Source organism: Vibrio sp. SBT000027 (genome assembly GCF_963894355.1).
GTDB lineage: Bacteria > Pseudomonadota > Gammaproteobacteria > Enterobacterales > Vibrionaceae > Vibrio > Vibrio splendidus.
The window spans coordinates 2637309-2652858 of the sequence record NZ_CAWQGD010000004.1; the positions used below are offsets into that span (position 1 = coordinate 2637309).

Genomic DNA, 15550 nt, shown 5'->3' on the forward strand with positions numbered 1-15550 from the left:
GGATATTACACCACAACCAATATACAATCATTATGTTTTATAAATTAACTAAAAATAAAACCACCCTAAGGATCAGCATCAAAAACAGCTGACTTGATCGCATATTTTTCTAGCTTGGCTTAGCAACAGATGAATCAATCTCAATGCACGCTAAAGAACGGAACCACTCAAGCATAGTAACTTACTGACGGTTCCTAAAATTCTTAAAAAACGCCAGAAAACAATACTTATTCAGTATACAACTCACACTTTATATGCAATTGCTTGTATATTTAATTGATGGAATTTATATTTCCCTGACTTTTATAAACTCAGAGATATAAATGAAAATTTTAGCCTATTCGATAGGAATGGTGTTGGCTGGTTTAACGACTTGCGCTCTCGCCAATGAACCAAGTGCAGTATCACCTACTGTTATTTCTTTGCCAACCGGCCCCGGAACGATACAAGGGCTTGGAGAGGGATTTAATACCCAATTAAACACGGGTACTAGCCAAGACAAACTGAATTTTAGCTTACCAACGGGCCGTAAGCAGATGACGCCTGAATTGTCGATTACTTACGACAGTGGTTATGGCAATGGTTTGATCGGCATTGGGCGACGCTTGAGCATGCCTTATATACAACGTCAAACCGTGGATGGCCTGCCAAGTTACGACGCTAGCAACCCCGATGTTTTTGTGAATCATGAAGGGCAAGAACTCGTTCATATTGGAAACAATGAATACCGCGCAAAAATTGAAGGGCAATTTGTAAAATACCAAAAATTACCTGATGGCTGGCGAATGACTTTAGCCAATGGCAGTGTCTGGTTATTAGGACAAAACAGTAACGCACAACACCATGACAAAAGTGGAAACAAGGTTTTTCAGTGGTTTATCGAGAGCATAACCGATACTCATGGTAACCGAATTAATTACCACTATGACTCACTTGATAGCAGCCAAGCGGTATACTTAACGCAAATTGACTACAATGACGGCGCGAGTGTGGTTGAGCTGTCTTATGAACCAAGACCCGACCCCATCGTTTCTTACTTACCAACGTATGAATTGACCAAAGCGCTCCGCTTAAAAAAGATAGCCACTTTTAACAAGCAAAATCCGGTCATGTCTTATCAATTTGACTACGAGGCAGCTTCAGATTGGCAGACTCTATCTCGCTTATCACAAGTATCAAAAGTCGCGGCTAACGGACAAGATAGCGCCCCTCCAACCCGCTTCCAGTATACCAACTTTGACCCAACGCTCGCGGCGTCGCATTACGTTCCTTCCGCTAAGTTGTTTCCTTTAAAGAGCCCAGATGTTGATTTTATTGATATCAATGCTGATGGTTTACCCGATGTTATTAACACGGGCTTTTCACCTCATCGCTATGCACTTAACCAAGGCAAAAACCCACAGGGGGAAGTTCAATTCTCTAAAATGGTAAAAATGAGCAGCCACTCTAGAAATAAACTCTCCAGCCAATATGTTAAATGGGGGGACTTAAACGGTGACGGCAAAATCAATATGCTGAATGCGATCCGACGCAACAGTTATGTTTATGGATTAGATGAAAACTACAATTGGCAACAACAGGGCAATTTAGGCAATCAAACATTATCGATTAATAGCCCTAACGCTCGATTAATTGACATTAACCATGACAGATTAGCCGATGTCTTTGTGACCAACAGTAATTCAAGAAATGGCGTTTTTGAACATACAGTTGCGATAAATAACGGGAACGGTTGGGATACGCCTATCAGTATGCCAATGCCCGAGCTCAGTGTGGGGGTTCCACTAGCAAAATCTACCTCTCATATGGCCGATATGAATGGAGATGGACTCAACGACATAGTTCATATGGATCAAAAGTCGATGTACTTTTTCGCAGGCAAGGGAACGGGCGGCTATTCAGAGGCCATTCAGGTTGATAACATTCGCGAAATTGCGAAAAGTATCCACAATACGGATAAAGTTCAGTTTGCCGATTTAAACCATGATGGCCTTGCTGACCTTGTTTACTTTAATGGTTTCAAAGTCACTATTTGGCCAAGCAAAGGACTATCGGGGCCTCAAGGAACATTAGCTTTCGGTCGCCCTATCGAGTTTACGCACCCCGATAAAATCGCACCTTCTAAAACCAAACTGGCTGATATTGATGGCAATGGTGTTGTCGACATAGTGTGGTTTCGTCCTGGAAAATATGAAAAATCCTTTACCTATTTATCAGTAATTCCAGGAAATTTACCGAACCAATTGCTTTCTGTCGATAATGGCATAGGGCAAACGTCAAGCATACAATACGCAACCGTTGCTTCTGAGATGTTACGTGATGAAGAGCAAAACACCCCGTGGCAACATACCCTGCCTATGGCGATGCAAGTCGTCAAGTCAGTCACCACAAAAGATGCCAGTCGACCCGGCCAAGCATCGATAAAAAGTTATCAATACCGTGACGGCTTTTACTTTGCAAAAGAGCGTAAATTTGTTGGATTTAGCGAAGCAACACAACGCGATTTCGCTTCAAAATCAGCACCGGAAAGTCAAACTCAGTATTCTTTTTTGTTGGGTCTTAAAGACGAAGCATTGCGCGGAAAGATATCGAAAATAGAAAAGAAAGATGCGGAAGGACGTCTATTCTGGCGAGAAACTTATCAGTGGTCTTCAAAGCGTTTATTTGACAGTTTCGACGATGACAAATTCGTCTCATTTGCAAGTAAAACACGCCAAGAGAAAACGCTGATTGAACAAGGGCGTGGAAACCCTATCACTCTTGCTTGGGATTACGCATATGATGATTTTGGTAACTTAATTCTTAAACGCGAACATGGCCGCCTAGACGGTCGCTTTCAAGATCAGCGTGAAACCCATTGGCGCTACAGTGCGGAGAATGCAACGTCATTGGCCAACTGGCAATTACATCGCCCAATTGAAAAGACCATCACCAATGCACAGGGCAAGCTTGTTGCAAAAACTCAATGGTTTTATGACGATGAAAGCTTTAATGCCGGTAACTTAGGTGAAGTGTCAACGGGCAACCTAACCGCGACGAAAAAGTGGATTTCACCAAGTAAGAATAACCAATCTGTTTTTAGTCAACGTTCACGCTACGACTCTTACGGTAACGCTACAGAATTCTTTGGCCCTCTTTATGGCGAGCAACCAGGGCATAAGGTTAGCGTGTCTTATCAAGAGGGAATATACCCAATAAAAGAGAGGCTACATTTGGGTGGCCAGAGCCTGGTTGCCAGTGCGAGTTACGACTCTTCATTGGGCGTGATGACTCAATTCGAGGATTTTAACCAACAGCAAACTCACATACAGTATGACGGCCTTGGTCGAGTCACTGATATCATTGCTCCGGGTGACAGCACTAGTGCGCCGACTCAATCGTTTGAATATCATTACCAGCAAAATTTTGATGGCGTCATGGTTAACTGGATCCGCAGTTTACAGCGCCTTGAAAAAGATGGCCGCCATATTGAACGCCGCCAGTATTATGATGGTGGTGGGCGTAATCTAATGAACGTAAGCCAAACGGAACAAGGCCCACGAGTCAGTTTGAAGAATAATTTCGATAGCCGTGGATTACTGGCCAGTGAAAGTATGCCTTACTTTTCGGCGAATATGGCTTTTCATTCAGGGACTGGGTCGCAAGTCATTCGAAACAAATACGATGCAACTAACCGCACAATCAGTAAATACCTGCCAGCCACTGACTCACAAGGTGAAACATTTACTTATAACGAGTACTTGCCTCTTAAGTCATGGGTACAAGATACCGCACAAACTGTTATCGGAGGCCAACACAGCGGAGCCGGTAAATGGTTAATATTTGATGGTCTTGGTCAATTACGAGAGGTAAAAGAATACGTTGGTGTTGATGTCAATGGTGAGCAAAGCACTCTGCAAGACTGGACCACCCAGTATGAATATGATGCTCTCGATAATTTTACCCGCTTAACCGATGCGTTTGGCAATACCCGTACTATGCTTTATGACGGTTTAAGTCGTCAAACGTATCGAGACGACCCAAACCGTGGACAAGCGTGGTTTAACTATGATGCTGCGAATAATTTAGTTGGCACCATAGAATCACGAGGCATGGCACACACTTACCTTTATGATGGCCTTAGCCGACAACTTGAAGAGCGCTTCTATCAAGACCAAACCGCTATCCCAGCAACAGGTTTTCACTCGCTTATTCTCGATCCAACCAAGGGCCGTATCTCTAAGCAGTACCAATATGATAATAACCAAGATAAACAGCTCCATCATTTGAAAGGCCGACTTACACAAGTTATCGATGAAGCAGGGAGCAGTTGGTTTGGTTACGATCAAAACGGTCGTCGTACTGTTGAAAAACGCCAAATCAAAGCCTTGGGTCAACAATCGGATATTTATACAACTAAGCGAGCGTTTAATAGCGCCGGTAAACTAACACAACTGACTTACCCAGACAGTACCCATCTTGACTACCAATATGGTCAAGGCGGTGAATTATTGGCGATGGGTAACATTGTCAACAACATTTCCTACAGTGCCTCTGCGCAATTGAGCCATGTTCAATATGGTAATGGCATGCAAAGTGATTATGAATATGATGCATTGAACCGACTCAAGAGCCGAGAGACCACTCGTCATTCGGACAGAACACGCCTTCAGTCACTCAATTATCAGTATGATGAGGTATCGAACTTACTCGGCATCACCGACCAACGAACAGAGCAAGATAAAAAGACCATTGCCAAAGAGCTAGGGATCGAGAATCAATATTCTGAGCTCGACCAAACGCGCTTTTATGACTACGACGATTGGTATCGAATTGCACTCGAGCAAAATAAATTAAAACTCACTCAATACCGTTTTGATCCTATTGGTAACCTTATTGCTAAGAACGCCAATGATCCAATTCTAGGTGACAACAACTTAACCTTACGCTACGGCGGAAATACAGGCACAGGAGAAGATAAACGCTACAACCGACAAGGATTACGTACAACCGATACAGCAGGACCACAAGCGCTCACCCATGCTGACGTAGGTATCAGTTATGATGTGGTAGGCAACCAGCTGCGTTCAGGGGATCAACAATTTCAGTGGGATCATGCGAACCGCTTGAAACAAGTCGAAAACCCGAAAAACCAAGCAAAATACGCCTATGACCATAACAACAAACGACGCCTCAAAGTAGTTAAAGACAGTAAAGGAAAGGTCACAACAACTTGGTATATCAGTGATGATGCTGAGATTCGTGAAGGTAAGCTGATCAAGTTTGCTCGTTTAGGTAGCCACCGTGTGGCCAAGACAAGCAAAAGTGATGACACCTTCACTCCAGAAGTTTATTATATTAAACAGCACCTTGGCTCAACAGAATTGACTGTGGACACTTCTGCTCAAGTCATTAATGCGTTCAATTACGAACCATTTGGTGATGTGGAAGCTCAGTTTGGTCAATCCGATCAAACGGTTTATCGTTTTACCGATAAAGAGCAAGACAAAGAATCTGGACTTGGTTATTTCTCGCAACGCTATATGAACCATAGCTACGGGCAATTCATCACCCCCGATCCTGTGTTTGCAAGAGAGGCCCGATTCACGGATCCTCAACGCTGGTCACCTTACGCCTATGGGCGAGGCAATCCGCTGAGGTATAGCGATCCAACAGGAGAGTTCATAGATGACGTTATGAATGGGCGATACGATCTAGGCCCTGTGAGTTACCATGAAACGATGTCAAACATGGAAAGTATTGCGGCTAAAGCTCATGCAGAAACAATAAGTAACGCTAAAGCTAGTACAAAACAAGCGGCAGAGGTTGCTTACCACGAAGCGTCTAAGCAACTGAGTAATGCTGCCAGTGCATTACAAATGGGCTGTGGTAAAGTTGCTAATGTTGCTGGAGATATCTCTATAGGCTCAGCCGCATTGGGGCTTGCTACCCTTCCTGCAGGGGGCCTTCTAAACCCAGTGTCAGATTTAGCGTTAGCAAATGCGGCCCTGACTGGTGGAATTTCGTTTGGTGCCACCGTATGCGAAGTAGGTGCAAGTTATATGTCAAACTCCCTTAATCAATCAAAAGCAACCCTGAGTATGGCTTCTACTATTGGATATGGACTTGCGCAGTCTACAAACCCTAAGAAAGCAGCTATTGGTAATTCAATTCAACTTGCAGCCTGGGGGGCTTCTAAGCTACCTAGCACTACTGATACTGGAAATGATGGTGACCATTCAAGTAATGGCAATGGAGTAGATAAGGCCAGTAAAACAAACACAGAAAGTACTACAGGTACTTCTGATGACTCTACAAAGAAGGGAACTTCTAGTACTACTTCAGATAAAAAATAACACCGATGTCAATAAATTTAAAAGCCCTCATTGCGAGGGTTATATTGAAAAATTCAAATTAATTTACAAAAAGAGCTATTTAGATGAAAATATCAGAATATGAGCACTCGATAATATGCTTAGTAATCATTACTGTATGTAGTTACCCATTTATATACTTCCCTTCTGGGGAGTATGACTCAGATAAAGTTTACTTTGTTACTGTACTAAGCTCATTTTTTGTATTTTTTCTCTTAGTGTTTACCGTGGCACAGTTAGCACTGATAATAAAAAATAGGGATGATAAGTACCAAACTAAAAATCATCATATCGGTGTTTATTTTATCATCGCCATGTCACTATCTACTTTTTATTACTTTAAGGTTGAAGAGTATAAAGAAACAAGCATTAGTCACGTATATTGCGGATCAATATTAAAGATGAGAAGTTCCGTAGGGGTTTTAGAAAAGTTTGCAACCTCGAAAGATAAATGTAATGAATGATTTTTACCGCTTCTAATTAATATTTTAGTATAACATTTCGAGACTGGGTCAGTACCAATAATTTCCCATACTAGGTAATGGGAGTATCACAGGTAAAACAGTAACAACAAACACCTTGCCGCAAAGCAAGGTGTTTTGCATAAGACAAATAAAAATAATAAGTAGTCCATCAGTAAAGACAACCACTTTAAAGCAATTCAGACACCACATCAGCAAGTTGATGGAAGGTTTCGCGACGTGATGAGCTCGGTCGCCAGACAAGACCAATATCTCGGTATGCTTGCTGACCTGGAGGATCAATAACCACTAGGTTTTGATTTTCCAGCAAACCATGATCGATCGCCATTTGTGGAATAAAGGTGGTTCCCAAACCATTTGCTACCATTTGCACCAATGTGTGGAGGCTTGTGGCGGTGAACGGATTTATCTTCTCTTTGTCGGTTAACTTACAAGCTGATACCGCGTGCTCGGTTAAGCAGTGCTCGTTCTCCAGCAAAAATACAGACTCATCTGGCAAGTCATCGTATTTAATCGGAACACGAATGCCATCAGCTTGATTACGACTGATCACCATTCTGAACGGGTCTTGCCCGACAACTTTACTCTCCATGTTGTCGATATCGACGGGCAGAGCCAGAATCAACACATCTAACTCACCATGACGCAGTGCAGCCAATAAGTTAGTCGTCGTGTCTTCACGTAACAGTAAGTTCAACTGAGGAAAACGATGATTGGCTTCTTGAACCAAATCACACAGAAGGAATGGCGCAATGGTAGGGATACACCCGACTCTTAGCTGCCCTTGCATCGCGTCTCCATTACATAGATTTCCAAGTTCAACAAGATCTTGCCCTTTCGCCAATAGCTCTCGACCGTGCTTAACCACCAGCTCACCCGCTTGAGTGAAAACCAATGGGCTCTTTTTATCTTTCTTCTCATAAAGAGGACAACCAATCAGCTCTTCGAGGTTTTGAATGCCTTTACTTAGCGTAGATTGACTGACGAAACAGCGATCCGCAGCGTCGCTAAAGTGACGGGTTTCGTGAAGGGTAACAAGATAATGAAGCTGCTTTAGACTTGGCCATTTATTCATGAAATTACTTTGTAATATGAGTAGGATAAGTTACGTAAAGGTCAGTAGACCTAAGGACTGGGCAAAGATTAAGCTCATCGCTTTTTTCGATTAACTTAATCTATTTAATTCGCTTTTTTCTATAGTACCGATTGTACTATAGTTTGTCCCGTAGAAACGGAGCCCAAACAAAGATGTGTTGGGCCAACTAATTTTTTAGGAGATTCCAAATGGTACTAGTAGGTCGTCAAGCCCCTGACTTTACTGCAGCAGCTGTTCTAGGTAACGGTGAGATCGTTGATAACTTCAACTTCGCAGAATTCACTAAAGGTAAGAAAGCTGTAGTTTTCTTCTACCCACTAGACTTCACTTTCGTTTGTCCTTCAGAGCTAATCGCTTTCGACAACCGTCTAGAAGATTTCCAAGCTAAAGGCGTTGAAGTAATCGGTGTTTCAATCGATTCTCAATTCTCTCACAACGCATGGCGTAACACTGCTATCGCTGATGGCGGTATCGGTCAAGTTAAGTACCCTCTAATTGCTGACGTTAAGCACGAGATCTGCAAAGCATACGATGTTGAGCACCCAGAAGCAGGCGTTGCTTTCCGTGGTTCTTTCCTAATCGACGCTGACGGCCTTGTACGTCACCAAGTAGTTAACGATCTTCCACTAGGTCGTAACATCGACGAAATGCTACGCATGGTAGACGCACTAAACTTCCACGAGAAGAACGGTGAAGTTTGTCCTGCACAATGGGAAGAAGGCAAAGCAGGTATGGACGCATCACCAACAGGTGTTGCTGCGTTCCTATCTGAGCACGCTGACGACCTAAGCAAGTAATTACCTCTTAAGCCTGAACTCAACTCAGGTTAATGGTTGGAAGACTCTCTATAAAGAGAAATAAAGCATAAGCTAATAGCGCAAAGCGCACCGCCAATCAGTTAAGAAGTAAAGTCCTATTAAAAGCCCGAAGTTAACGCTTCGGGCTTTTTTCATATCTATTCGACGGCCTTTCATTTCCCCAAAGCTCCCTCTGCAACATTTAATAGAGGTAATTACAAAAACAAACTTTACCCCTATTTTCCTCTGCGACCACCTATTCATATCCGTATCTAGATTGCTATGATTTCATCAGTATCTTTTGAACGGATAAATATGATGAACACCGAAATTGAAGTCTGTATCGATAACTTAGAATCTCTACATAACGCACTATCTGGTGGCGCGAATCGAATTGAGCTTTGCTCTTCATTGGCACTTGGCGGGTTAACTCCAAGCTTCGGAATGATGAAGCAAGCCGCAAAAATTTCGTCTGTTCCTGTCTACGCGATGATACGACCAAGACAAGGCGACTTCATTTTCGATAATGACGATATGCTCTGTATGCTTGAAGATATTGAAGCTTGTGCAAGTGCAGGCTTGGATGGGGTCGTACTTGGTGTGTTAGCGTCGAACGGAAGTATTGATATGCCAAAAATGCATCAACTGGCTGACAAAGCGCACTCATTGAAGCTTGGAATGACGTTTCATAGAGCTATTGATCAAAGCTCTGATTACCAAACAGCATTAGAACAGGTCATCACACTTGGATGTGAAAGAATCCTAACATCAGGGCTTGCTGTTAATGCTGAGCAAGGCATCAATGTGCTCGCAGATATGGTCAAACAAGCCGATGGCAGAATCGATATCATGGCTGGAGCTGGCGTCAATGCAACGAATGCTAAGATGATTCAAAGCACCACCCAAGTACCTGCACTTCACCTTTCAGGTAAATCGACAAGACCGAGTCTAATGGAAAGCAATTCAAGCGCTCAAATGGGCAGTGATGATATTGATGATTATCGGATACCAGTAACTGATGCTAGCAAGATATCCAGTGTGAGAGCCGCTCTCATCGCTTAGGGCAATAGTCGCTAACACAAATCCAGAGAACCTCGCTGACTAATCTAACTGACTGACGTATATTAGATTAAATAGCGCAGAAAATTTTCATGGATAGACATGGCTAAAGACTTATTCAGCTCTCTTGACTTAAACCTGTTACGAACATTTCTGATTGTTTATCAAGAACAAAACACCAGAAAGGCTGCGGAGCGTTTATTCGTTTCTCAGCCAGCGGTTAGCCAAGCCCTGCAAAAGCTAAGACACCACTTCAACGATGACCTTTTCGTTAAAGTTCATGGAGGTCTGCAGCCTACCGCTTTCTCAGAACAACTCACCAATGAAATAAAGCCGTTCATGGACGGTCTATCTGTCGCGATCAATGCATCAAACACTTTTGATCCAAAAGAGATCGATTACACACTCAAAATAGCGCTATCACCTATCGTGCTATCTTGTTTATCTGGTTCTTTATTTAAAATGATAAGAGAGCAAGCACCGAATGCGAATCTAGAATTAGTCTCTTGGACCAATGCTTCTGTTTCTGACATTCAGAAAGGTGAGGTGTTGATGGGGGTCAGTTACCTTGGTAGCAAAACGAGTAAAGAAGTTTATACGAAAAAGTTAATTGAACTAACAGGGCGTATTTTTGTAAGAAAAGACCACCCTTTAAAGCAAGAAATCGTTACACCTTATGATGTGGCAGGCTACGATATCGCTTCACTAGTCACACCCGGTTGGAACGACAACCATAGTTTGGCATCGGATATCCTAACTGATCTCTCCGTTGAACATAGTGTTGGTTTCCGTAGTGAGCTAATTATGGCGGTCATTGATGTCATTCAACACACAGATATGTACATGCCACACTCGAATCTTTTCCTCGTTGATAATTACCCAACCCTACGCGGAATCAATGTTGTGATAGATGGCGAGCCTCCCAAAACTCCTGTTTACTGCCATTTACATATTAAAAACAGAAACTCCCCTATTACCAATTGGCTATTTGAGTTAATACAAAAAGCACTATCAACTCAGGTTAATAAGTAATGCTTATTATAGAGATACGAATATCTACTTAGCCTAAAAATAAAACACTGCTTAATATTAGCCCTATCAAAACGGATACTGAACTACGAAGGATCGTGCAGTTAAGTTAACCCTAAATAGAGACTAATATGAAAATTGCACTTACTACCCTAATTTCAGCTTCACTACTTTCTGTTCCAGTTCTTGCAAACAACTTTGACAGCCAACACCGTGTGGGTATCGGTTACAACCAAACTCAGGTAGACGACTGGCTAACCGATGACACAGTTGATTGGGGTAACGGTATCAAACTTGAATATGGTTATGAATTTAACCGTATCGTAGGTATCAATGTTTCTTACGCAACGAATAGTGACGACGAAAACGTTGAAGGTATAAAAGCCGAGATCGATGGTTACAAATTCCAAGTTGATGCTGATATCGGTTATAAATTTGAATTAGATGGCTTCTCTTTGAAACCTTATGGTGTTCTGGGCCTAGCTCGTCAAAGTGAAGATAATTCAATTAGCATCCTAGACAAAAAGTGGACTGAATCATACAACGATACCAGCTTCGTTGTTGGCCTAGGTGGTCGAGCTGAATTCGGACTACACCTATACACTGACATGCGCTTTGAATTCGCGAGCTACGATGACGTAGATTACGAAACATTCTCATGGACTGTCGGTTACCGCTTCTAATAGATTGAAAAAGCCAGTGTCTAAACTGGCTTTTTTTGCGATCAGTCAATTGCTGGGTTTTAACACCTCATCAAAGTTGACTCACTTTTGAACAATTCTCAAATCAAAATTCATTGCAGCCACGGACGGCTAATTGCTTTAGGTATTTTTATGAAGATAAAAACTTCCCTGCTTTTACTTTCTGTCCTCTCCACTTCCGTTTCAGCAAGTGCTCTTCATTTATCCCCAGAACTAAAGATTGGCTCTTATCATGGCTTTGGAGTACAGGCGGGTATTACTGATGCGGCCAGTTTAGGTGCCGTTTACCTAAGCTACTCTCATATTTGGTATGACAGCGATCGATATGATGAAACGGTTGATGCGTATCGAGTTGGTATCCAGAACATGTTTGGAAGAAACCAAAATCACGGCTTTCAGGCTGAAATTGGTGTGGCAAGCTATGACGGCACAAAAACGCGCTCAGGCGAAGTTGAAGAGAAGACAACACATGGTTTAAGCCTAGGCGGTGCCTACGTGTACCAAGCGACACCAATGCTTGGACTACGTGCAGGTGTTGATATGAATATCTTTGATCACAATAAAACCTTTGTGCCTTACGACACGACGGTCAATTTCAATCTTGGTGCCATTATTAGCTTTTAAAGGCTCGACCTACTTCAGTGCGTCATCAAGGCTTTGATCGCCTAGGTGACGTACATCTTTACCCTTCACAAAGTAAATAATGTATTCGCAGATATTTTGGCAACGGTCTCCCACTCGCTCAATCGCACGAGCTGACCACATCACCTGTAAAATATTTGGGATGTTCTTAGGATCTTCCATCATATACGTCATTAACTGACGAATGACTGCCTCGTATTCCGCATCCAACTTATCATCAAGTTTGTGAACTTCTGCCGCAGCATCGACATCCATACGAGCAAACGCATCTAATACTTGGTGAAGCATGGTGATTGCCTGACGACAAAGAGGCTCTAATGAGACATGAAATTTTTGCTCTTTGGTCGAAGGGATCTCGATCGCGCCTTGAGCAATTTTAGAGGCAACATCGCCAATACGTTCTAAGTCGGTAATGGTTTTGATGATCGCCATAATCAAACGCAGATCTTTTGCGGTCGGCTGACGCTTCGCAATAATACGAGTACATGCTTCATCGATTGAAACTTCCATCGCATTCACTTTGTGGTCATCACGAATCACTTTCTTGGCCAGTTCCGCGTCATCTTTATGCAGAGCTTGCATCGCAAAGGACAACTGCTGCTCTACCAATCCACCCATAGTTAATACGTGTGTACGGATAGATTCTAATTCGACATTAAACTGTCCTGAGATGTGGCGACCAAAATGCATGTCAGCTCCTTAAAAAAATGAATAAAGCCGTTTATTTCAGAGTGACTTAGCTCTAGATGGCACGAACTTAAACGCTAGCCATACCTACCAGTAATGTAGTCTTCCGTTTGATTTTTCAATGGCGAAGTAAATATCGAATCGGTATCTGAGTACTCGATCAACTTACCCATATGGATAAAAGCAGTATGGTCACTCACACGCGCCGCTTGTTGCATGTTATGAGTAACAATAACCACGGTGTATTGGGTCTTCAATTCATTGATCAACTCTTCAATCGTCAAAGTAGAAATAGGGTCGAGTGCCGAGGTCGGCTCATCTAATAAAAGCACTTCAGGTTCGATAGCAACCGCACGAGCGATAACCAAACGCTGCTGTTGACCACCCGATAAACCAAAGGCGTTCTCATGCAAACGGTCTTTCACTTCATCCCATAACGCAGCTGCACGCAGAGAGCGCTCAACCGCATCATCAAGGTCTCGACTGTTGCTCACGCCTTGTAGCCTCAAACCATAAACCACATTCTCATAGATAGATTTAGGAAAAGGGTTCGGTCGCTGGAATACCATGCCGACACGGCGTCTTAAAGTCGCGACATCCACTTTAGGGTGATAGACGTTCTTGCCATGAAGCTTCACTTTCCCGGAAACCTTACAGCCTTCAACAAGATCGTTCATGCGATTAATGCAGCGCAGAAGAGTCGACTTACCACACCCTGATGGGCCGATAAACGCGGTCACCTGCCCCTTAGGGATCTGCATTGAAATATCATCGAGTGCTTGGCTCTCTTTATAATAAAGGTTCAGCCCTTCAATCGAGATAGCAATTTGCTCATCCTTCAGGTTGTGTACATCAAGTGGTGCTTGGTAACCCAAGGTTTCATTAATCGAGAACATCTAATCTTGTCCTAAGGTTCGGTATTTTTCACGCAAGTTATTACGGATATTGATAGCGGTTAAGTTCAACCCAACAATCACCGTAACCAGTAAAAATGAAGTCGCATACACTAAAGGTCGTGCTGCTTCGATATTAGAAGTTTGAAAACCAACATCATAGATATGAAAGCCTAAATGCATGAACTTTCTTTCTAAATGTAGATATGGAAACTGACCATCCACTGGCAAACTTGATGCTAATTTCACTACACCCACCAGCATAAGTGGGGCAACTTCCCCCGCAGCTCTCGCGATTGCCAATATCAAACCGGTGATAATCGCAGGGCTTGCCATCGGTAAAACAATGCGCCAAAGCGTTTCAAATTGAGTAGCCCCAAGCGCTAATGAACCATGCCTCACGGAGCTAGGAATACGCGTTAAACCCTCTTCCGTAGTTACAATAACAACAGGTAATGTTAATACCGCTAAGGTCAGAGCAGACCATAATAGGCCCGGTGTACCAAATGTCGGAGCGGGTAATCGCTCTGCATAAAATAAGGAATCGATTGAGCCACCGATGGTATACACAAAGAATCCTAAGCCAAATACGCCATACACAATCGACGGTACACCCGCTAAGTTAATCACGGCAATACGAATCAAACGTGTTAGTGCGTTGTTTCTTGCATATTCATGAAGATATATCGCTGCAACTACGCCAAGTGGCATCACTACGATCGACATGAGAATAACCAGCAACACAGTGCCGAAAATAGCAGGAAACACCCCACCTTCAGAGTTTGAGTCTCGCGGGTTCTCTGATAAGAACTTCCAAACTTGTTTGCCCCAATGCCCAACCTTTTCAAGATAAGACATATTATTTGGGTACCAATAATCCAAGATATGACTGAGCGAAATTTCAACCTGCTCTCCTGTCATATCTTCCACCAACAAGCTTTCGACATTGAGCTGTGTTCTAAGATGCTCAAGCTTTACTTCTGCTTCAGCTAACTGGCTATTTAATTCCAATTTAGTTTGAGTATAGGTTTTAAGGTATTCATCGCTCACTGACTCATTGAGTTCAAGCTTACGTTTTTCTAAGCGTAGATTTTCCAATTGCCAGCTGATATTGCGGATTTCTTGGTTCACAACACGCGACGTTTCTTTACGTAACGTATCAGCGAACGCCAAGCCTTGTTCGAGCTTTTGGTCTATGTTCGAATCAAAGGTGCCAGAAGCGGTTTTAAAACCCACCGGTTTACCAAAGAAATAACCACCTCGACTTCGTTCAATCACAATCCAATCAAGCGGCGTTGTTGGTTCACGTAAGTTAACATCCAGAATGGAAACAAAATCCGCAGGGTACAGTTCTCTGTTGGCGACTTTGATACTTAAGCGCTGAATTAGTCCCGTCGACAAATTTTGAGGCGACAAGAGGTCGTGTACTTGTGGAACTTGCTCTATCGGGATGTATTTACGTTCATACAACTGGCCAATCAATACATCTTGTTTTGATACGGTTTCGTCCAGATCAACCACTAACGATAAGTCTTTGGAGTCGACTTGCCATTGATACAAAGGAGCAGGCCAAAAATAGGTTAAGCCCTTCCAGCCAATCAACAACATAAGACCAAGAACAGAAAGCATACTGATGCTCACCGCCCCGCCCGTAAGCCAGATCCACGGAGATCCCGATTTAACCCAAGATAATAATGACTTCAATTTTTTCATCATGATCGACCTTGCTGTTGACATGCTGAAACCAAGAAACAGCCAAGTTCGCGAGATACGCTAGTCACGCTAGTCACGCAACGAAAAGCTATTGAGAC

General features: G+C 42.9%; 11 protein-coding genes. 7 read left to right on the top strand and 4 right to left on the bottom strand.

The genetic code is table 11. The features are described from left to right. Window positions 1-323: 323 nt before the first annotated feature. The gene (locus AACU28_RS21670) at window positions 324-6335 is read left to right on the top strand and encodes a toxin TcdB middle/N-terminal domain-containing protein (RefSeq protein WP_121603581.1); all 6012 of its coding nucleotides are present in this window, start codon (window positions 324-326) and stop codon (window positions 6333-6335) included. A gap of 83 nt (window positions 6336-6418) precedes the next feature. After that, window positions 6419-6817: a hypothetical protein gene (locus AACU28_RS21675; protein WP_121603582.1), complete on the top strand. Its 399-nt coding sequence runs from the start codon at window positions 6419-6421 to the stop codon at window positions 6815-6817. A gap of 187 nt (window positions 6818-7004) precedes the next feature. On the opposite strand, the gene AACU28_RS21680 is transcribed toward AACU28_RS21675, so the two are convergent. Further along, a complete protein-coding gene (locus AACU28_RS21680; protein WP_017090958.1) occupies window positions 7005-7910 on the bottom strand; it encodes a hydrogen peroxide-inducible genes activator in 906 nt (301 codons plus the stop codon). Between the two features lie 209 nt (window positions 7911-8119). On the opposite strand from AACU28_RS21680, the gene AACU28_RS21685 reads away from it, so the two are divergent. From AACU28_RS21685 to AACU28_RS21705, 5 genes are all read left to right on the top strand, one after another. Beyond that, complete coding sequence (locus tag AACU28_RS21685) at window positions 8120-8728, top strand: peroxiredoxin C (protein ID WP_004735077.1); 609 nt, start codon at window positions 8120-8122, stop codon at window positions 8726-8728. Between the two features lie 318 nt (window positions 8729-9046). Beyond that, entirely contained in the window at window positions 9047-9790 is a 744-nt protein-coding gene (locus AACU28_RS21690) for a copper homeostasis protein CutC (RefSeq protein ID WP_121603583.1), read from the top strand. A gap of 99 nt (window positions 9791-9889) precedes the next feature. Further along, window positions 9890-10819, top strand: a complete 930-nt coding sequence (locus AACU28_RS21695; protein WP_102566207.1) for a LysR family transcriptional regulator — start codon at window positions 9890-9892, stop codon at window positions 10817-10819. Between the two features lie 128 nt (window positions 10820-10947). Next, a complete protein-coding gene (locus AACU28_RS21700) occupies window positions 10948-11499 on the top strand; it encodes a porin family protein (RefSeq protein WP_061023908.1) in 552 nt (183 codons plus the stop codon). 150 nt (window positions 11500-11649) lie between these two features. Then, window positions 11650-12141: a hypothetical protein gene (locus tag AACU28_RS21705; protein WP_121603584.1), complete on the top strand. Its 492-nt coding sequence runs from the start codon at window positions 11650-11652 to the stop codon at window positions 12139-12141. A 9-nt stretch (window positions 12142-12150) separates the two neighbouring features. Here AACU28_RS21705 and phoU read toward each other — a convergent pair whose 3' ends face one another. From phoU to pstA, 3 genes are all read right to left on the bottom strand, one after another. Beyond that, complete coding sequence (gene phoU, locus AACU28_RS21710) at window positions 12151-12849, bottom strand: phosphate signaling complex protein PhoU (RefSeq protein ID WP_004735072.1); 699 nt, start codon at window positions 12847-12849, stop codon at window positions 12151-12153. A 74-nt stretch (window positions 12850-12923) separates the two neighbouring features. After that, window positions 12924-13742 carry a phosphate ABC transporter ATP-binding protein PstB gene (gene pstB, locus AACU28_RS21715; RefSeq protein WP_004735071.1) on the bottom strand — a complete coding sequence of 273 codons (819 nt, stop codon included), beginning with the start codon at window positions 13740-13742 and terminating at the stop codon, window positions 12924-12926. After that, window positions 13743-15452, bottom strand: a complete 1710-nt coding sequence (gene pstA / locus AACU28_RS21720; protein WP_102456848.1) for a phosphate ABC transporter permease PstA — start codon at window positions 15450-15452, stop codon at window positions 13743-13745. Window positions 15453-15550 lie beyond the last annotated feature (98 nt).

What these genes read in the sequence shown, in the direction of transcription:
- AACU28_RS21670 (WP_121603581.1), top strand. Translation starts at nt 324, where the DNA reads ATGAAAATTTTAGCCTATTCGATAGGAATGGTGTTGGCTGGTTTAACG.
- AACU28_RS21675 (WP_121603582.1), top strand. Translation starts at nt 6,419, where the DNA reads ATGAAAATATCAGAATATGAGCACTCGATAATATGCTTAGTAATCATT.
- AACU28_RS21680 (WP_017090958.1), bottom strand. Translation starts at nt 7,910, where the DNA reads ATGAATAAATGGCCAAGTCTAAAGCAGCTTCATTATCTTGTTACCCTT.
- AACU28_RS21685 (WP_004735077.1), top strand. Translation starts at nt 8,120, where the DNA reads ATGGTACTAGTAGGTCGTCAAGCCCCTGACTTTACTGCAGCAGCTGTT.
- AACU28_RS21690 (WP_121603583.1), top strand. Translation starts at nt 9,047, where the DNA reads ATGAACACCGAAATTGAAGTCTGTATCGATAACTTAGAATCTCTACAT.
- AACU28_RS21695 (WP_102566207.1), top strand. Translation starts at nt 9,890, where the DNA reads ATGGCTAAAGACTTATTCAGCTCTCTTGACTTAAACCTGTTACGAACA.
- AACU28_RS21700 (WP_061023908.1), top strand. Translation starts at nt 10,948, where the DNA reads ATGAAAATTGCACTTACTACCCTAATTTCAGCTTCACTACTTTCTGTT.
- AACU28_RS21705 (WP_121603584.1), top strand. Translation starts at nt 11,650, where the DNA reads ATGAAGATAAAAACTTCCCTGCTTTTACTTTCTGTCCTCTCCACTTCC.
- phoU (WP_004735072.1), bottom strand. Translation starts at nt 12,849, where the DNA reads ATGCATTTTGGTCGCCACATCTCAGGACAGTTTAATGTCGAATTAGAA.
- pstB (WP_004735071.1), bottom strand. Translation starts at nt 13,742, where the DNA reads ATGTTCTCGATTAATGAAACCTTGGGTTACCAAGCACCACTTGATGTA.
- pstA (WP_102456848.1), bottom strand. Translation starts at nt 15,452, where the DNA reads ATGAAAAAATTGAAGTCATTATTATCTTGGGTTAAATCGGGATCTCCG.